Below are 18238 nucleotides of genomic sequence, written 5' to 3'. Positions count from 1 at the left end.
AACAGATGCAGGAAACCCCTCGACGTCGGGCGCGTGGCGGCGGTGGCGCCGCACGGCGTGCCAGCCGCTCTGCGGTCAGCTTTGAGACCGCGCACTTCATCGAACGCAAGATCCCCAACCTCGACATCCTGCATGACGAAGCGCTTGAGATCATTGAGACAAATGCCGAAACCGTGCTGGAAGAAATTGGCGTCATGTTCGTTGAAAATCCCGCCGCACTGGATCGGTGGCGTGCGGCGGGCGCCGATGTGCAGGGCGAGCGGGTGCATATCCCACGCGGCCTGGCCCGGGAGCTGATTAAAACCGCCCCGTCGAAATTCACGCAGATCGCCCGAAACCGTGCGCGCGATGTCGAGATTGGCGGCAATTCCCTGGTTTTGGCGCCCGTCTACGGCCCGCCTTTTGTCCATTCGCTGGCCGATGGGCGCCGCTATGCCACGATGGCCGATTTCGAGGCCTTCGTGAAACTCGGCTACATGTCGAAATGGCTGCATCATTCCGGTGGTACCGTCTGCGAGCCGACCGACGTAGCCGTCAACAAGCGCCATCTGGACATGCTCTACGCCCATATGAGCTTGAGCGATAAGCCCTATATGGGCTCCGTGACCGAGCCATCGCGCGCGGCCGATTCGATTGAGATGTCGAAGATCCTCTTTGGCGCGGATGTAGTCGACGCAAATTGTGTGATGACCTCGTTGATCAACATTAACTCGCCGCTGACCTTCGACGGCGTGATGATGGGCGCGTTGGAGCATTACGCCGCCGCCGGTCAGGCCTCGATCATCTCACCCTTCATCGTGGGCGGCGCGATGGCGCCTGTTTCCGTTTTGGGAACATTAACACAGGTCATGGCCGAGGGGCTGGCGGGCGTGGCCTATTCACAGCTGATCCGCGCAGGTAGTCCGGCGATTTTCGGGGCTTTTGTGACCTCCATCGACATGAATTCCGGTGCCCCCACCTTTGGCACACCCGAAGCCGCACAAATCACCTATGGCGCGGGGCAAATCGCCCGTCGCCTTGGCTTGCCATACCGGTCCGGCGGGTCGTTCAACGGCTCCAAATTGCCGGACGGGCAGGCGGGGTATGAGACGGCGAATTCGCTCAACGCAGCCTTGCTGGCGGGCGTGAATTTCATGCTGCATTCCTGCGGCTGGCTGGAGGGCGGCCTGGTTGCGAGCCCGGAGAAATTTGTGATGGATGCCGACCAATTGGGGATCTTGCACAAGATGGCCCAGGGCGTGGCGACCGATGACAATGCGCAGGCGATGGACGCGTTGCGAGAGGTCGGTCCCGGCGGCCATTTCCTGGGCTGTGCACATACCCAGGCCAATTACGAAAGCGCCTTCTGGCGGTCGGGTGTTTTGGATTACAAACCCTATGAAACCTGGGCCGAAGAAGGGGGGCGCTCGACCTACGAGATTGCCGCGGCCAAGGTGCAGCGCATGTTGCAGGATTATCAGCAACCGGCCCTTGATCCGGCCATCGACGAGGCGTTGCGGGCCTATGTCGCGCAGAAGAAGGCCGCTATACCAGACGCCTTCATCTAAAGGCTTTGTTTACCGCCGCCCTGTCCCAAATGGGCTGCGGTAAACCTTTGTTTCCTTAATGCACCGCGCGCGCGGCAGCCAAAAGCGCGCTCATAACCTGGACGTGGCGCGTGGGCGAATACCCCATGCCGCCGCCAAGACGGGCGGCGTTCAATGTCTCTTCTTCGGCCAGCAATTTCGACACCGGTCGCCGCTTAGCACGCCGATGCGCATCCCCTGTTTCACAGGCCATAGTGGCCGCGCGCACCAACAGTCCCGGCCGGCGCATATTGGTCAGGTGATCAGTCAGATTTGTCATCATCTTATCCCCAGTTTGGTGTGAGTAAGCCTAGCCTGACTCACCTTTTCGGGGTGTTGCGTGTCGACTTATCCTCGCGTTCGCTGGATCTAATTTGTTTACGTATTGGAAACAATTTGCCGTTTATCCACAGATTTTAACCAATCAGTAATCAATACGGCGGAATTTTGCTCTTGTTGACCTGTATCCCGGAATCCTCCTGCCTATGACCCACGCCACTGCCTCTTCTGCCCCGGCGGCTTTGCCGTTTCCCGATTGGGTCCCGGAATCCGCGCGGCAATATCTGGCCCATGTGGCCGATGGCCTGTCGTTTCGGGATATCGCCAAGACAACAGGCCAAGCGCCTTCCACCATTTGTCGTCGTGTCCGTCAGATTGAGGCGCGCCGCGACGATCCGTTGATCGATGAGGCCTTATCGAGCCTGACCGAGATCGTGAAACACGCCCACCACACTCACAAGACTTCCGCAAAGGAGATCCGGCGCATGACTGCCCCTATTCGGACGCCAATCAACGATGAAACCCTGATCGCCCGGGAAGCCCGGCGCATTCTGCGCCGGTTGTGCGAAACCGGCGCTGTCCTGGCGGTGGCCCAAGACATGGACAAGGCGGTGGTCATCCGCCAGGGCACTGATGGCGAGCAGACGCGCACCGCCGTTGTTGACCGCCAAGTGGCCCAGGCATTTGCGATCAAGGATTGGATTTCCTGCCTTAAAAAGGGTCGCATCTCGCGCTACTCGATCACCGCGACCGGGAAATCGGCTTTGAAACGCCTGCTGGATGAGGATCGCAAGCGGCGCTTTGGCACAGCGGGGTTTGCCGAAGGTCCGACCGCCTTTCAAGGCCAGCATGCGGCGTGGGGCTCCCGCAAAATCACCCCGGAAGAGGGCGCCGCGCCGCGTCAGATGCGGGTGAATCTCGCAGAATCGCCCCTCGGAGCGCTCGCGCGCCGCAAAGGGCCCGATGGCAAACCGTTCCTGGGGCCGGAATTGGTGCAAGCCGGCGAGCGCCTGCGCGAGGATTTTGAACGGGCGCACATGGGTCCCCGTGTCGGGCAAAACTGGGAACGGTTTCTGACGGGCTCGGATCGCGGCGGATTCCTGGGCGATTCCGGCATTGCCGAAGGTCCACGCGCCGCGCGGCAGCGGGTATCCGACGCGCTGGATGTCCTCGGGCCAGGCCTGGCGGATGTCGTGTTGCGGGTTTGCTGTTTCCTGGAGGGTCTGGAATCGGCCGAGAAACGCCTGGGCTGGTCGGCGCGGTCCGGCAAAGTGGTGCTGAAAATCGGCCTGCAACGCCTGCTGCAGCATTATGAAGACCGCTACAATTTCGTGCCCGCCACGATGGGCTAGCTTGGGTTGCAGCCGGTGCAATCCGGCTGCTCCCTTTCGCTGGGGTGACCTTTGGGGTTTGCCAGTCTACATAAGGGGTAAGCAACCGACCGGAGGCCCCCCTTGCGCGATCTCAAGATCCCCCAGCAGCGTCACCCCGAAAAGGCGCATCGCCCGGACAATGCCCAACCGAAAAAGCCCAGCTGGATCCGCGTGAAAGCGCCAGTGGGTGAAGGGTATAAGGCGACCGCCAAGATCATGCGTGACAATCGGTTGACGACGGTCTGCGAAGAGGCGGGCTGCCCGAATGTCGGTGAATGCTGGTCCCAGGGCCATGCGACGATGATGATCATGGGCGAGGTCTGCACCCGCGCCTGTACCTTCTGCAACATTGCAACCGGTAAGCCGCCCGAACCGCTGGACGTGTTCGAACCGGGCCGCGTCGCTGACGCTGTGGCAAAATTGGGCCTGAACCATGTGGTCATCACATCCGTCGACCGCGATGATATCCAAGATGGCGGGGCCGAGCATTTCGCCCAGACCATCCGCGCCATCCGCCACCGTGCGCCGGGCACCACGATCGAAATTCTGACGCCGGATTTCATCAAAGCCCCCGATGAGGTGCTGTCGGTTGTCGTTGCCGCGAAGCCGGATGTGTTTAACCACAATTTGGAAACAGTGCCGGGCCTCTACCCAGAAGTGCGTCCCGGGGCGCGTTACTTCCACTCGCTTCGTCTGCTGCAGCGGGTGAAAGAGATGGACCCGACAATCTTCACCAAGTCCGGCATCATGGTTGGGTTGGGTGAGGATCGGCAATCGGTGTTGCAGGTGATGGATGACATGCGCGCCGCCGATATCGATTTTCTGACCATCGGCCAGTACCTGCAACCAACCCCCAAGCATCACGCGGTGGATCGTTTCGTGACGCCCGAGGAATTTGCAGGCTACGAAAAAGCGGCCTGGGGCAAAGGGTTCTTAATGGTGTCGGCGACACCTCTGACGCGATCCTCTTACCATGCGGGGGATGATTTCGCCCGCTTGCGTGAGAACCGCCTGCGCAAACTCGGCCACGCCTAGGCCCGCTCCGGACACATGTCGCCCGGATACAGCGCGTGTTGGGATGGCGCAGGCGTCAGTCCAGGGACAGGCCCAGGCGCAATCCCCCCCAATGTCGCCCGTTTACGATGATCGGGGCCGATACGTTCTTCATCAATACATGGGTGCCGCCCCCCATATCGCGCAGATAGGTCTGCATCAGGAACGGCTCGGTGTCGCGGCCGGATTTCAGGCCCACACGGTCGTAGAAAATCCGACGGTTCCGGCAATGGGCGGCATTCCAAACCGGATCGTCGCCCTGTGGATGAGACACGCTGAGATTGTGGGTCGGCAAATAACCATTCCGATCCACCGCGGCACACATGACGATGCGGGGATCGGACGCGACCACCGGTTCCTGGATTGCGGGCAAGACGCGATCCGTGAACGCGGTGAAAGGCGCCATGACCTGTTGTGGATCCGTGCCAGGAATAGGGGTGTATTGCTGCGCAAAGAGCTTGTCGGCGCTGATCTGGCCCGCATCCAAAGCGTGTTCGAATAGGGCGGAGATCTCAGCGGCGCGATCCATCACCAGTTCAATCATCGGGCCATCGTGACTGGCCGCGCCCAATTGCACCGAGACTTGAACCGCACGCTCGGAAATCGTGACAACCTCTTCCGCGCGGTCGCGCGCGCGATGCACGCCAGCGGCGGTATTGCGAAGACCGTTCGCCAAGTCCTCGAAATCCGGGGCAAAATCCCTAATGATCCCAAATACATCGCGGGCATCATCGGTCAGTTTTTTGGTATCTTGGGCGGCACTGGTCACATCGACATTGATCTGTGCCAGGGCGTCATCTGCGCTGGAGGCGCCCTCTAAAACGGCTTTGGCCTGGTCTGCGACATCGCGCGCATCTTTGCGCAACCCGCTGAGCAAACCGGTCAGGGTGGTGGTCGACCCGGTCACATCCTGGGCCGCCTGGGCCGTTTCGCGCGAGAGAGCGTTGATCGCCTCGGCGACCACGGCAAAACCTCGGCCCATCTCTCCGGCGCGGGCGGCCTCGATTTTGGCGTTCACCGCAAGGATATTCACCTGTTTGGCAATTTGAGCGATGCGCCCATTGGCCTGGCTGACGGCGGACAGGGTCGCCTCGACCGAGCCGAGCGCGCCGTCCAGATCTCCGACCCAACTGGCGACCTCCTGGCTGCGATCCGACGATTCGCGCAATGCGGTGACGGAGGCTTTCACCGTGTCCAAGGCCCGCGCATTGGCGTCGGACACCGTCACCAATTCGTCGTTCATCTGTTGGGTAACGCGCAGCAGATTTTGGGTTTGCGCGGTGGTGCGGTCGACCATGTCGAGCTGGTGTTTCGACTCCGCATCGATGCGATCGAGCTGGCCCGCCAGTTTGACGATGTTTTGTCCCGCATGATCGGCAAGCTGGCCAAGTCTGTTGAGGCCGTCATGGGACGGCGCGCGCGCCGTCTGCGCGGGGTCGTCGGCATTGATCTGCGATGGAACTCCTGCCGCATCCATGGGGCCACCTCATCGGCACAAATCTGGCATCTTGCCCTTGCATAGGGCCTCGCCGTTACCGTGCGGTTAAGGCGCTGGCGGAAGCTCCGCGAGATAGGCGGCGATGGCCGCGCGGTCAGCGTCGGGTAGATTAGCGAGGTTCAGAATGACCGAGCGCATATGCCCGCCCGCCACATCGAAGTCGGGCGTGAAACCGTCGCGCAGATAGGCGGCAACCTCGGCTTGCGACCAGGTAAGGGCGTCCGGCGTCAGCGACGGGATCGTGCCCCTGCCGTTTGGATTTGGCGCACCCTGAAGCCAGCGACTCCGATCCAGACCACCCAAGGCGTCGCGTGGCGTGTGACATTCGCCGCAATGGGCCAAAGCCTCCGACAGGTATCGCCCGCGCACGACCTCTGCGGAAAGCTCACCCTGAACGACAAAGTCATCATTTAAATTCAGAAGGTTCCAGGCACCAACACTGCGCCGGATCGAAAATGGAAACCCGACATCATGGGCAACATTGGGCGTGTCGGAGGATGGCAGGGTCTGCATGTAAGCGAACAGATCGGCCAGATCCTGACGCTCCGCCAAACGGTATGCGGTATAGGGGAAGGCGGGGTAATAGTGCCGCCCGTCGGGGCTGACACCGTTTTGCAAGGCGGTCAGAAATTGTGCCAGGGTCCAATCGCCGATGCCGTGGGTCAGATCGGACGAGATATTGGGCGCGTAGAAAGTACCGAAATCACTGGCGAAGGCCTGACCACCGGACAGCAGCAGCCGATCTTCGCCCTCTGCTTCATCAGCGGCGTGGCACGAGGCACAGCCCGCCGCCCAGAACACCTGTTCGCCATGGACCGGATCGCCGGTCAGATCCGCGACTTCCTCGGGGTCGATCTGCTGCGGACGCGTTACGATCCAACCGCCGAGTGCGGCAATCAGAGCAAGACCAAGCAGAAGGCGCAGGAACCGGACCATAGTTAAGGATCAGGGGCAGGCGGCGCGTGTCATCTGTCGCACCGCCCGCGTCCCCTTATTCCGGCGCGCGGTAATCGTCGTGGCATGACCCGCAGGCGGCCCCGACCGGGCCAAGGGCCGCGCGCATCTCATCCAGACCTTGTCCGGCAGCGCCCGCAAGCGTTTCCGCGGCGGCGCCGTAATCGGCCCAGATATCCAGAACGGTGCTGCCTTCCTCCCAGATCGCGGGCAAGGCGCGGGTGCCTTCGATGCTTTCCGTGTCAGTGCCTTCAGGCCAGTGGAACATCTGGTTGATCTGCGAGATCGCCAGCAGATTGTCGGCGGCGGCCTGGGCGGCCTCGGCATCATATTCGGTGTTTCCACGGGCCATCTGACCCAACACGCCGATATTCAACCCCATCAACTGGAACTGCCCTTGGCGTGCAGAGACGGCTGGGTTGGAGTCGCCCCCTTGGGCCTGGGCGGACAAGGCAAAACAAGACAGTGCCACCGCACCAATTGCGGCGGCAGAAGAGATGTTTTTCAGGGAAATCATAGGGAAGCGCTCCGGAGTTGCTGGCGTGTGGCAGGCAGGACGTTCGCCTTAAACGGTAGCGGGTTGCGACACTCTGTCAACCGAGCAACCTGTGTGGCCTCGCACAGACTCTGCGCATATCTCTAAGAAGCGTCCTCGTGCAGCGTCACTTTGCCAATGAAGGGCAGATTGCGGTTGCGCTGCGCATAGTCGATCCCATAGCCGACGACGAATTCATCGGGGATTTCGAACCCGATCCAATCGGCGCGGAAATCCACTTCGCGCCGGACGGGTTTGTCGAGCAAGGCGATGGTTTTCAGCCGCGCGGGCGCGCGACTGCGCAGCAAGCCCACCACATGGTTCAACGTGTGGCCGGTATCGACGATATCCTCCACAACCAGGACGTCACGTGCTTGAATTTCGCCGCGCAAGTCCTTGAGAATGCGGACTTCCCGGCTGCTTTCCATCGCATTCCCGTAGCTGGACGCCTCCAGGAAATCGACCTCGACCGGCAGGTCCAATTCGCGCACCAGATCGGCGATGAACACGAACGACCCGCGCAGCAAACCGACAACAACAAGCTTATTGGTTCCGGCAAAGTCCTGCTCGATTTCTCGGGCCAAATCCTCGATCCGTGCGGCGATCGCCTTGGCCGAGATCATCTGAGACACGGTGTAACCCGTCTGCGCCATATCGCCTCCAGTCGATTTGGGAACCTTGATTTTACGCGCATCGTTTATGACATGCAGATCACGCAAGAAAGGTAAAAGGAACGATGCCGACCCATTCCGAGACGCGCAAGCTGCCATATTCCGCAGCCGAGATGTATGATCTGGTCGCCAACGTGGATGACTATCCGAAGTTCATCCCCTGGACCATTGCCGCGCGTGTGCGCTCGGTCGAACCCAAGGGCGACCATAAGGTGATGCATGCCGATATGGTCGTGGGCTTCAAAATGTTCCGCGAAAAATTCCTGAGCCGCGTAACGCTGTGGGAAGAAGCGCGCAAGATCGACACCGAATATGTCGACGGTCCGTTCAAGCATCTGATCTCAAACTGGGAATTCGTCGATACCGAGACCGGGTGCGACGTGAATTTCCACGTGGATTTCGAGTTCAAGAACCGCCTGTTGCAGGGGGCCGCTGGCATGTTCTTTATGGATGCGATGCAGCGGATCGTTCGCGCATTCGAGGCGCGCGCCCATACGCTTTACGGCGCCGACGCCGCCACGGCCTGAGCCACCAAATCCAGCGCATGTGTGACGCTGCGCATCCGCACAACCGGGCGCCCGAGTGCTCCGAAATCGACCGTTTCCACCTGCGCATCGTGCCCGCGCATAGCCAAGCCGAAACAGACCCGGCCTTCGGGCTTGTGCTCTGACCCCCCGGGCCCGGCGATCCCGGTGACAGAGACCGCGATATCGGCGGCCGAATAGGTCAGGGCCCCGTGCGCCATGGCCCGTGCCACCTGTTCCGACACCGCGCCATGGGCCTCGATCAGCGCCATATCCACACCCAGCATCTCGGCCTTGGCGGCGTTTGAATAGGTCACAAACCCGCGGTCGAACACATCCGAACTGCCGGGCACATCCGTCACTGCCCCAGCGATCAGCCCGCCGGTACAGCTTTCGGCACTGGCCAGCACCCAACCTTGGGCGCGCAAGGCGGCGTTCACCTCTTGCGGGGTCACAGCAGCACCAGGTGGCCAAGCACGGCAGCCAGCGCCACGATCATCGCGGCAAGCCAACCGGCGATCACATCGTCGGCCATGATGCCCAACGCGCCCGGTTGCCGGTCGGCCCAGCCTATGGGCCCGGGTTTCAGAATATCCAGCGCGCGAAAGGCCAGGAACGCCACGATCAGGCCGGGATAAAGCGCCAGGATGCTCGATCCTGTCATCGCGGCCCCCAATGAGACCGGCCACAAGGCCACCCATTGGCCCGCCACCTCGTCGATCACGAACTCCGATGGGTCCTCTTTGCTGTCGCCGATTTCCTGCGCAACCGCCCAATAGCCGATCACCGTCACGGCAATGGAACAAAGCAGCAGCGCCAGGAAGCCGCCCGCCATATGGATTAGAATGCCCAGCCCAAGCGCCACCAGGCTGCCCCAGGTGCCCGGCGCCGGGCGCAGAAGGCCAACGCCGCCGAAGGTTGCAATGATCCGGGTCATGTCGCCACCAGGGTCACACTCGCCAGAGCGGCGATGCCTTCTTCCCTGCCGGTAAAGCCCAACCGCTCAGACGTGGTGGCTTTGACCGAGACGCGATCAACCTCGATCCGCATCAACTCCGCCAACCTGTCCCGCATCGCGCCCGCCACCGGGCCGATCTTCGGCTGTTCGCAAATCAGCGTCAGATCGACATTTGAGATCGCAAAGCCCCGCTTGGCGGCGCGCACCACGGCGTGGGTCAGAAAGATATGGCTCTCCGCGCCTTTCCATTGCGGGTCCGAAGGTGGGAAATGTGTGCCGATATCGCCCTCGGCCAAGGCGCCGTAGATCGCGTCGGTGATCGTATGCAGCGCCACATCGGCATCGGAATGGCCCTGTAAGCCGCGCGAATGGGGCACGGACATGCCGCAGAGCATCACGTGATCTCCGGGTCCGAAGCGATGCACGTCAAAGCCGTTGCCCACGCGAACATCCATATCCTGTCCTTTCAACACCGACGCGGCCCGTGCGAAATCCGCGGGGCCGGTGATTTTCAGATTGGCCTCATCGCCTGGCACAATCGCCACGTCCAGACCTGCGGCGCGGGCCACTTCGACATCATCCGCGGGTATGCCTTCAAAGGCGTGATGCGCCGCCCGGATCGCCGCCAAGTCGAACCCCTGCGGCGTCTGCGCGCGCCACAACCCGCTGCGATTCTGTGTACCCGTGACGGTTTTCTCGCCACGCCACAACGCATCGGTGACCGGTAGGGCCGGGGCCGCACCGGGATGATCCTCAAGCGCATCCAGAACCGCGTCAATCACCCGTGATGGAATGCCGGGGCGGGCCACATCATGGATCAAGACGCGCTCCACATCCATTTCCGCCAACAGATCCAGGCCCAGCCGCACCGTATCGCTGCGCTCAGCGCCGCCATGGGCCACATGCAAAGGCGTTTTGACGGCGGTAGGGATCAAATCAGGTTCCAGATCCGCGCGCACCATCAACAAAATCATATCCACGGCGGGATGGGCATCGAAGGCCGCAACGCTCCACTCCGCCACGGTTTTTCCGGCCACGACCTGCCACTGCTTGGGCAGATCGCCGCCTGCGCGCACGCCTTGCCCGGCGGCCACGATCAGGGCGGCGGTCAGCGGGGATGAGGGGCCCGTGTTCTCCATATCCCGGTGATAGGCGCTCGACCCCATGCGCACAATCGGATATGCGTGCGATGCTTTATTGGGCGCGATGCTTATTTTTTCATCATCACTCTGTTATCGCTGCCATAAGGCGTGTCAGCCCTTTGTCTTCCCCCGGCTGGCAACGTATTTCGAGTCGCAACTGCTCAAGGATTAAGCACTTTGCCCCTGACGCTTGACGACATCACCCTCGATCCGCCGGTGCTGCTGGCGCCGATGGCTGGGATCACCGATTTGCCGTTCCGCCGCCTAGTTGCGCGGTTTGGCGCGGGGCTGGTCGTGTCAGAGATGGTCGCGAGCCAGGAGATGGTCGAAGCGAAGGCCTCGGTCCGGGCGCGGGCGGAGCTGGGTTTTGGCGAACAGGCCAGCGCGGTGCAGATCGCCGGACGCGAGGCCCATTGGATGGCCGAGGCCGCACGCATCGCCGAAGGGCAGGGGGCGCGGATCATTGATATCAATATGGGCTGTCCCGCCAAGAAGGTGACAGGCGGCATGTCAGGCTCCGCCTTGATGCGCGCGCCCGACCACGCGCTGGCGCTGATCGAGGCTGTGGTCTCCGCCGTCTCTGTTCCTGTGACGTTGAAAACCCGGTTGGGCTGGGACGATGACACGTTAAATGCCGCCGATATTGCGCGTCGCGCCCAAGATGCGGGTATCCGCATGGTCACGATCCATGGCCGCACCCGCTGCCAGTTTTACAAGGGCACGGCGGATTGGTCCGCCATTCGTGCGGTGAAAGAGGCTGTGCGCATTCCCGTCATCGCCAATGGCGACATCACCGATGCGCCCGCCGCCGCCCAGGCCCTGCGCTGTTCCGGTGCCGATGGGGTCATGGTGGGCCGCGGGATCCAGGGCCAGCCCTGGCTTTTAGCCGAGATCGCGGCGAGCCTTTACGGCGCTGTCACGCCGCAAATCCCGACGGGCCCCGCACTGGCCGAGATGGTCGCGGCGCATTACGAGGATATGCTGGCGTTCTACGGTGCCGATCTGGGCCTGCGCGTCGCGCGGAAGCATCTGGGCTGGTATATGGACGGCGCAGGCACCCCGAAAGACCTGCGCAAACGTGTCCTGACCGCGCGTGACCCGCTGGAGGTGACCGCATTGTTGCCCCTGGCGCTCAGCCCCGGTTTGCGGGTGGCGGCATGACGGAATGGACCGATGCGCTTTGGGCCTCGCTGCCGATCCCGGCGCTGATCCTGGATGCCGAAGACTGCATCCGTGACGTGAACCCCGCAGCGGAAGCCTTTCTAAACGCATCGAAAAAGTCTCTGAACGGCTATCCGGTCTGGGATAAGATCTTTGTCGATGCGCCGCTTGAGGATAGCTTCGCGCGGGTGCGCACCGCCCAGGCTCCGCTCTTCGTCAATTCGGTCGATGTCGGCACCGGCAGCCGCAAGCCGGTGGCCTGCGATGTGCAGATCACCAGCCTCGCCGACAAGCCCGACCATGTCCTTGTGCTGTTGGAAAGCCGCGATTTGCAGGGGCGGATGGATCGCGCCATGTCGTCGAAAACCGCTGCCAAATCCGCCATCGGCATGGCCGAGATGCTGGCCCATGAGATCAAGAACCCGCTGGCCGGGATCACCGGCGCCGCACAACTCATCTCAATGAATGTGTCCGGGGAGGATCGGGAGCTAACGGATCTGATCGTGGCCGAGACCCGCCGCATCCTGAAATTGTTGGAGCAGGTCGAGGATTTCGGCAATATTCGCCCACCCGACCGCCGCGCGGTCAACATCCACGACGTGCTGGACCGCGCCAGCAAATCCGCCGCTGTGGGCTTCGCCGCCCATATGCAGATCCTGGACGATTATGACCCCTCGCTACCCGCGACCTGGGCCGATCCCGATCAATTGCTGCAGGTGGTGTTGAACCTGTTGAAGAACGCAGCCGAGGCTGGCGCGGCGGGCGGCACCATCCGCCTGCGCACCTTCTACGAGCTGTCCTTGAAGGTGCGCCGCCGCGATGGATCGGGCGGCGCCGTGCCGCTCCAGATCGAGGTGGTCGATGATGGCCCGGGCATTCCCGCCGATATGGCCGAGGATGTCTTTGAACCCTTTGTCTCCGGCCGTGAGAATGGCACAGGTCTGGGTCTGGCGCTAATCTCGAAAATTATCGCCGATCACGATGGTTGGATCAGCATGGAATCGGTGCCGGGGCGCACGGTGTTCCGCATCTCGCTGCCAATTGCACCAAAGGAGGCGGCCCAATGATCGCTATTCTGCCCCAGGGGTCGCGCCGACCCGCTCAACTCACGCATGAAACGACCCCGACACGAGGTTTTTAAGCCATGGACGGCACTATCCTGGTCGCCGATGACGACCGCACCATCCGCACCGTTCTGACCCAAGCGCTGACCCGCGCAGGCTGTAAGGTCCACGCGACCTCCAGCCTGATGACACTGATGCGTTGGGTCGACGAAGGAAAAGGGGATCTGGTGATCTCCGATGTGGTCATGCCCGATGGCAATGGCCTGGATACGTTGCCGCAGATCACCGAACGGCGGCCCGGTCTGCCGGTGATCATCATCTCGGCCCAGAACACGATCATGACAGCGATCCAGGCGACCGAGAAGGACGCTTATGATTATCTGCCGAAACCCTTCGACCTGCCCGACTTGATGAAACGCGCCGCACGCGCTTTGGATCAAAAGCGTCGTCTGGCCCCTGAACCCGTACCGGCCCCGGCTGAGCCTGTGCCCGGCGCGGGCGAGGATCTGCCATTGGTCGGGCGCACACCGGTGATGCAGGCGCTCTACCGCCTGGTGGCGCGGGTGATGAATACGGAACTGACGGTTCTGATCACTGGCGAAAGCGGGACGGGCAAGTCCTTGATCGGACGCGCTATTCACGATTTCTCGGACCGGCGGACCTTGCCCTTTGTCGTGGCCTCCGCCTCGGATCTCGAAGGGGTCGACGGCCCCTCGACGGTGATGGCACGGGCGCGGGGCGGCTCGATCCTGTTTGACGAGGTGGGCGATCTGTCGGAATCGGCACAGGCCAAGATCGTGCGGATGCTCGATGCCATGCCCGATGCCGGGCCGCGCATCATGGCGACCAGCCAAAAGGACCTGATGGAGAAGATGGAAGAAGGCCGCTTCCGTCAGGATTTGTTCTACCGTCTGGGCGGTGTCGGCGTGTCGGTGCCGAGCCTGCGCGAGAGGGTCGATGATATCCCGCTTCTGGCCACCCATTTCCTGGCGCGCGGCGAACGCGACGGTGCGCCGGTTCGGCGGTTTTCCACCGAAGCAATGGATCTGATCCGCGCCTATTCCTGGCCCGGCAATGTGCGGCAATTAGAGAACACGATTCGCCGTTTGACCGTGACCTCGCAGGTCGAGGAAATCAGCCGCGCCGAGGTCGAGGCGGTCCTGGGCAGCCAGCCCGCGACCGAGCCTCTGATCGGGGCGGGCGGTGAAAGTGACAAGCTTTCTGCCAGCGTTGCCAAGCATTTACGGCGCTACTTTGATCTACATGGCGGGGTGTTGCCCGCGCCCGGTCTTTACACACGTATCCTGCGCGAGGTCGAAACGCCCCTGATCGAGATTGCGCTGGATGCCACAGGCGGCAATCAGGCCAAATGTGCCGATCTTCTGGGCATCAACCGCAATACCTTGCGTAAGAAGATCACTGACCTTGATATCCGCGTGACACGGCGCCGCAAGTTGATGTAACTTGGCAACACCGGCGTTGCGGATAGGGTACAGGCCCCCGTCCGGCGGCTGAATGCGTCGGAATGGGGGATGCGAGTGGTGGATGAGCCCGCCCGCGGCTTGGGCGATAGACAACCTGTGTTGGATCGGCTGGGGGAGCTGCGCCGCTCGAAGCGCGCGCGCAGTATCGGTACGTTTGGCCTGGTCGCCTTGGCGCCGATCTTGGCGCTTGCGACATTGCTGGCCTTCGGACCGCTGGCCGAAGATGCGGATTTCCCGGCCTGGCGCTTGGTTGTTCTGGCCGATTTTGTCTACATTCTGGTGCTTGTCGCGCTGGTGTTGCGCGAAGTGGCGCGGATCGTCGACCGCCGCCGCGCTCAATCGGCTGGCTCACGCCTGCATCTGCGTCTGACCGCGATTTTCGGCGTTGTCGCCCTGGTTCCCACCATCGTCGTCGCCGTTCTGGCGACGCTCAGCGTGAATATGGGGCTTGAGGGCTGGTTTTCCGATCGCGTGTCCATTGCGCTTGGCAATTCGGTCGAGGCTGCGGTCGCCTATCAGCAGGAACACCGCGACGATCTGGAACAGGATGCGAACGCCCTGGCCACATATCTGAACGTGACACGCCGCACCGCGCCGTTCCTGTCGGATGGCGATCTGCGTCAGGTCCTCAGCCAGGGGCAAAGCCAGATCCAGCGCGGTCTGCGCGAGGCTTTTGTGATCGATGGCAGCGGAGAGATCCGGGCCCGCGGCGAACGCTCCTATCTGTTCGATTACGACCGCCCCACGCCTGAACAATTGGAGCAGGCCGAGGCGGGCGAGGTCGTTCTGTCCGAAGACCGCGCCCAGAATGAATTTCGCGCCCTGATCCGGCTGGCGGCCTTTCCGGACAGATACCTCTATGTCAGCCGCGAAGTAGACGGCCAAATCATCGCGCTGCTGGACGAAACCGAGCAAACCGTACTGCTTTACCGGCAGGTCGAGGCGGATCGCGGCCAGCTTTTGTTCGACTTTGCGCTATTATATCTAGGCTTTGCGACGCTGATGATCCTCGCCGCGATTTGGGCCGGGCTGAGCTTCGGTGAACGTTTGTCGCGTCCCGTTGGGCGCCTGGCGGGCGCAGCGGAGCGCGTGGGGCAGGGCGATCTGGATGTCCGCGTGCCCGAGGAAAAGACCGACGATGAAATTGCCATGCTGGGGCGGTTGTTCAACCAAATGACCCGGCAACTCAAAGGCCAACGCGATACGCTGATCGAACAGAATGAAACGACCGAGGAACGCCGCCGCCTGTTCGACTCGGTTTTGTCCTCGGTCACGGCGGGCGTCATCGGTTTGGCTGAAAACGGGCGGGTGGATTTCATGAACCGGTCCGCCATGCGGCTGCTGTCCCTGGTTGAGCAACGCGATAGCGGGTTGACGCTAGAGGCCGCAGTGCCGGAATTCGCGCCGCTCTTTGAGCGGCTGAAAGGCTCCACCGCCGAGGCCGTTCAGGAAGAAATCAAGCTGACGCGCGGGGCAAAACAGGAAAGCCTGTTGGTGCGCATGGCCGCGCGGGTGAATTTCGAAGGCGAACTGGAGGGCTATGTGGTCGCCTTCGACGATGTCACCCAGCTTGTCAGCGCGCAGCGCATGGCCGCTTGGGGCGATGTGGCGCGGCGGATCGCCCATGAAATCAAGAACCCCCTGACGCCGATCCAATTGTCGGCAGAACGCATAAGTCGCAAGTTTTCCCGCAAGTTGGAGGATGAGGATAAGGCATCGCTGGAGCAAATGACCGAGGTTATCGTGCGCCAGACCAACGATCTGCGCCGGATCGTCGATGAATTCTCGAAATTCGCCCGCATGCCCGAGCCCGAGACCCGCATCGAGGATCTGGCGGAACTGCTCGGCAACGCGGTTGTCCTGCAAAAGGCGGGCCAGCCGGGCACCAGGATCATCGCCGATATTCCCGATCGGCAGATCATGGCCGAAGTCGATGCGACGATGATCGGACAGGCCTTCACAAACTTGATGAAAAATGGTGGAGAAGCCATTGAAAGTCTTCAAGAAAAAGGCGCACCAGAGGGTCACGTGCCAGAAATCCGTGTGGCGATGGCGGTGCTGGAGGATGCCGTTCGCATCGATATCTCGGACAATGGGATAGGCTTGCCACCCGACCGCGCGAAATTGTTTGAACCCTATGTGACCACCCGTGAAAAGGGCACCGGCCTTGGCCTGCCCATCGTTAAGAAAATCATCGAAGAGCATGGCGGCACGCTGGAGCTGGACGATGCCGCGCCCTTTGCCGAGGGCGCCCATCCCGGTGCCATGGCCCGCATCACATTGCCCCGACTGCCCGACAGGCAAGGAGAGAGTGAATGAGTGACATTCTGGTCGTCGACGACGAGCGAGATATTCGCGAGCTGATTTGTGACATCCTGCAGGATGAGGGGTTTTCGACCCGTATGGCGGGCAATTCCGATGAATGCATGTCGCAGCTGAACAAGGCCGCGCCGGGGCTGATGATCCTGGATATCTGGCTGAAGGACAGCAACATGGATGGGATCGATATCCTGGGCCATGTGAAACGGGACAACCCCGATGTGCCGGTGGTGATCATTTCGGGCCACGGCAATATCGAGATTGCGGTCGCCGCGATCAAACAGGGCGCCTACGATTTCATCGAGAAGCCGTTCAACATCGACCAGTTGATGGTGGTGATCAAACGCGCGATGGAAACCTCGCGCCTGCGCCGGGAAAACAGCGCGCTGCGGCGGCAAGATACGCGCGCCTCGGATATGGTGGGCAATTCCGCAGCTTTCCGCACCTTGAAGAGCCAGCTTGACAAGGTCACGAAATCCAACGGTCGGGTGATGCTAACCGGCGGGCCCGGCTCGGGCAAGGAAGTGGCCGCGCGCTATATCCACGCGCAATCGAACCGCGCTGATGCGCCGTTTGTGTCGGTGTCCTCGGCCTCGATCCAGCCCGACCATATGGAGGAGGTGCTGTTTGGTCGCGAAAGCCAGGAAAGGGGCGTGGAGCAGGGGCTGTTGGAGCAGGCCCATGGCGGGGTGATCTATTTCGATGAGGTCGCCGATATGCCGCTTGGCACGCAGTCGAAGATCCTGCGGGTTTTGGTGGACCAGAGCTTCACACGGGTGGGCGGCACCGCCAAGGTGCGGGTCGATCTGCGGGTGATTTCCTCGACCACGCGGGACCTGGCCGCCGAGATCGCCGCCGGGCGGTTCCGGGAAGAGCTGTACCACCGCCTGAACGTGGTGCCGATCGAGGTGCCCGCGTTGGAGGATCGGCGCGAGGACATCCCAGATCTTGCGAAATACTTCATCGAGTTCTTCAACCGCGAACAGGGCCTTGGTTTGCGGGACCTTGGGGAGGATTCATCGGCGATGCTGCAAACGATGGCCTGGCCCGGCAATGTCCGCCAATTGCGCAATGTGATCGAGCGTGTGCTGATCCTGGGCGAGGGATCGGGCCCGATCGAGCCGCGCGATTTGCCCAACCAGGGTGAGGCGCCGGCTTCGGAGGAAGACATGGCGTTGTCGGCTTCGCTGACGACATTGCCGCTGCGCGAGGCGCGCGAGCTGTTCGAGCGGCAATATCTGATGGCGCAGATCAACCGCTTTGGCGGCAATATCAGCCGCACGGCGAGCTTTGTCGGCATGGAGCGTTCGGCCCTGCACCGCAAACTGAAATCGCTTGGCGTGGTCACGACGTCGAAAGCAGGCACGCGTGTGGCGCAGGTCAGCGAGGATTGATCATCGGCTCGAAGCGCTCCCGCCGATGACACGCCCGCAAAGCGGTCGGTCACCGTTTGGGCCTGGCGCGCCGGGGTCCGCTGACGCGGCCCGTCGGCGCGGTCCCGCAGAGCGGCGCGCATTTGGTCGGGTGGGAGGCGTCTCGGCATCGCTGATCTGATTAGACTGCGCATTGCTCGGTTCACACGCGCCAGTTCTTGGAGTCTATGAAAGTGGCCAGTCAGATCACGTCCACCTCCTATCGATATGGGCCGAGTGACGTGT

At 61.9% G+C, this 18238-nt stretch carries 17 protein-coding genes; 9 read left to right on the top strand and 8 right to left on the bottom strand.

Annotated elements, in window-relative coordinates; all coding sequences use genetic code 11:
• Window positions 1-5 precede the first annotated feature (5 nt).
• Window positions 6-1547 carry a trimethylamine methyltransferase family protein gene (locus V8J82_RS16625; RefSeq protein WP_439650084.1) on the top strand — a complete coding sequence of 514 codons (1542 nt, stop codon included), beginning with the start codon at window positions 6-8 and terminating at the stop codon, window positions 1545-1547.
• Window positions 1548-1602: 55 nt separating this feature from the next.
• On the opposite strand, the gene V8J82_RS16620 is transcribed toward V8J82_RS16625, so the two are convergent.
• Window positions 1603-1845: a DUF6477 family protein gene (locus V8J82_RS16620; RefSeq protein ID WP_339976759.1), complete on the bottom strand. Its 243-nt coding sequence runs from the start codon at window positions 1843-1845 to the stop codon at window positions 1603-1605.
• Window positions 1846-2050: 205 nt separating this feature from the next.
• Here V8J82_RS16620 and V8J82_RS16615 point away from each other — a divergent pair, with 205 nt between their 5' ends.
• Window positions 2051-3196: a DUF6456 domain-containing protein gene (locus V8J82_RS16615; RefSeq protein ID WP_339976757.1), complete on the top strand. Its 1146-nt coding sequence runs from the start codon at window positions 2051-2053 to the stop codon at window positions 3194-3196.
• Between the two features lie 102 nt (window positions 3197-3298).
• A complete protein-coding gene (gene lipA, locus V8J82_RS16610) occupies window positions 3299-4252 on the top strand; it encodes a lipoyl synthase (RefSeq protein ID WP_339976756.1) in 954 nt (317 codons plus the stop codon).
• Window positions 4253-4307: 55 nt separating this feature from the next.
• On the opposite strand, the gene V8J82_RS16605 is transcribed toward lipA, so the two are convergent.
• The 4 genes from V8J82_RS16605 to hpt form a co-directional block, all read right to left on the bottom strand.
• Entirely contained in the window at window positions 4308-5747 is a 1440-nt protein-coding gene (locus V8J82_RS16605) for a methyl-accepting chemotaxis protein (protein ID WP_339976755.1), read from the bottom strand.
• A gap of 66 nt (window positions 5748-5813) precedes the next feature.
• Window positions 5814-6704 (bottom strand): c-type cytochrome, encoded by an 891-nt coding sequence (locus V8J82_RS16600; protein ID WP_339976753.1) that lies wholly within the window; start codon window positions 6702-6704, stop codon window positions 5814-5816.
• 55 nt (window positions 6705-6759) lie between these two features.
• Entirely contained in the window at window positions 6760-7239 is a 480-nt protein-coding gene (locus V8J82_RS16595) for a c-type cytochrome (protein WP_339976751.1), read from the bottom strand.
• A gap of 122 nt (window positions 7240-7361) precedes the next feature.
• Entirely contained in the window at window positions 7362-7910 is a 549-nt protein-coding gene (gene hpt, locus V8J82_RS16590; RefSeq protein ID WP_339976749.1) for a hypoxanthine phosphoribosyltransferase, read from the bottom strand.
• An 83-nt stretch (window positions 7911-7993) separates the two neighbouring features.
• Between hpt and V8J82_RS16585 the strand changes: the two genes are divergently transcribed.
• Window positions 7994-8455 carry a type II toxin-antitoxin system RatA family toxin gene (locus V8J82_RS16585; protein ID WP_339976747.1) on the top strand — a complete coding sequence of 154 codons (462 nt, stop codon included), beginning with the start codon at window positions 7994-7996 and terminating at the stop codon, window positions 8453-8455.
• Here V8J82_RS16585 and V8J82_RS16580 read toward each other — a convergent pair.
• Genes V8J82_RS16580 through ispF form a run of 3 tightly spaced genes read right to left on the bottom strand, consistent with a single transcriptional unit; the run spans window position 8428 to window position 10549 of the window.
• Window positions 8428-8907 (bottom strand): CinA family protein, encoded by a 480-nt coding sequence (locus V8J82_RS16580; protein ID WP_339976745.1) that lies wholly within the window; start codon window positions 8905-8907, stop codon window positions 8428-8430. The genes V8J82_RS16585 and V8J82_RS16580 overlap by 28 nt on opposite strands.
• Window positions 8904-9389 (bottom strand): phosphatidylglycerophosphatase A family protein, encoded by a 486-nt coding sequence (locus tag V8J82_RS16575; protein WP_339976742.1) that lies wholly within the window; start codon window positions 9387-9389, stop codon window positions 8904-8906. The genes V8J82_RS16580 and V8J82_RS16575 overlap by 4 nt, the downstream gene beginning before the upstream one ends.
• A complete protein-coding gene (gene ispF / locus V8J82_RS16570) occupies window positions 9386-10549 on the bottom strand; it encodes a 2-C-methyl-D-erythritol 2,4-cyclodiphosphate synthase (RefSeq protein ID WP_339976740.1) in 1164 nt (387 codons plus the stop codon). Before ispF ends, V8J82_RS16575 begins: the two co-directional genes overlap by 4 nt.
• 180 nt (window positions 10550-10729) lie before the next feature.
• Between ispF and dusB the strand changes: the two genes are divergently transcribed.
• The 5 genes from dusB to ntrX all read left to right on the top strand — a co-directional run bounded on the left by dusB (window position 10730) and on the right by ntrX (window position 17974).
• Window positions 10730-11713: a tRNA dihydrouridine synthase DusB gene (gene dusB, locus V8J82_RS16565; RefSeq protein ID WP_339976738.1), complete on the top strand. Its 984-nt coding sequence runs from the start codon at window positions 10730-10732 to the stop codon at window positions 11711-11713.
• Entirely contained in the window at window positions 11710-12780 is a 1071-nt protein-coding gene (locus tag V8J82_RS16560; RefSeq protein WP_339976736.1) for a two-component system sensor histidine kinase NtrB, read from the top strand. Before dusB ends, V8J82_RS16560 begins: the two co-directional genes overlap by 4 nt.
• 77 nt (window positions 12781-12857) lie before the next feature.
• The gene (locus V8J82_RS16555; protein ID WP_339976734.1) at window positions 12858-14240 is read left to right on the top strand and encodes a response regulator; all 1383 of its coding nucleotides are present in this window, start codon (window positions 12858-12860) and stop codon (window positions 14238-14240) included.
• A 69-nt stretch (window positions 14241-14309) separates the two neighbouring features.
• Window positions 14310-16580 (top strand): sensor histidine kinase NtrY-like, encoded by a 2271-nt coding sequence (locus tag V8J82_RS16550; protein ID WP_339976732.1) that lies wholly within the window; start codon window positions 14310-14312, stop codon window positions 16578-16580.
• Window positions 16577-17974, top strand: coding sequence for a nitrogen assimilation response regulator NtrX (ntrX, locus tag V8J82_RS16545; RefSeq protein ID WP_339976730.1), 1398 nt, complete (start codon window positions 16577-16579; stop codon window positions 17972-17974). The genes V8J82_RS16550 and ntrX overlap by 4 nt, the downstream gene beginning before the upstream one ends.
• Window positions 17975-18238 lie beyond the last annotated feature (264 nt).

The sequence above is a fragment of the Gymnodinialimonas mytili genome (genome assembly GCF_037544085.1).
GTDB classification, from domain to species: domain Bacteria; phylum Pseudomonadota; class Alphaproteobacteria; order Rhodobacterales; family Rhodobacteraceae; genus Gymnodinialimonas; species Gymnodinialimonas mytili.
The sequence above is the reverse complement of the archived record's forward strand: the minus strand, read 5'-3'. Positions and strand labels throughout refer to the sequence as shown.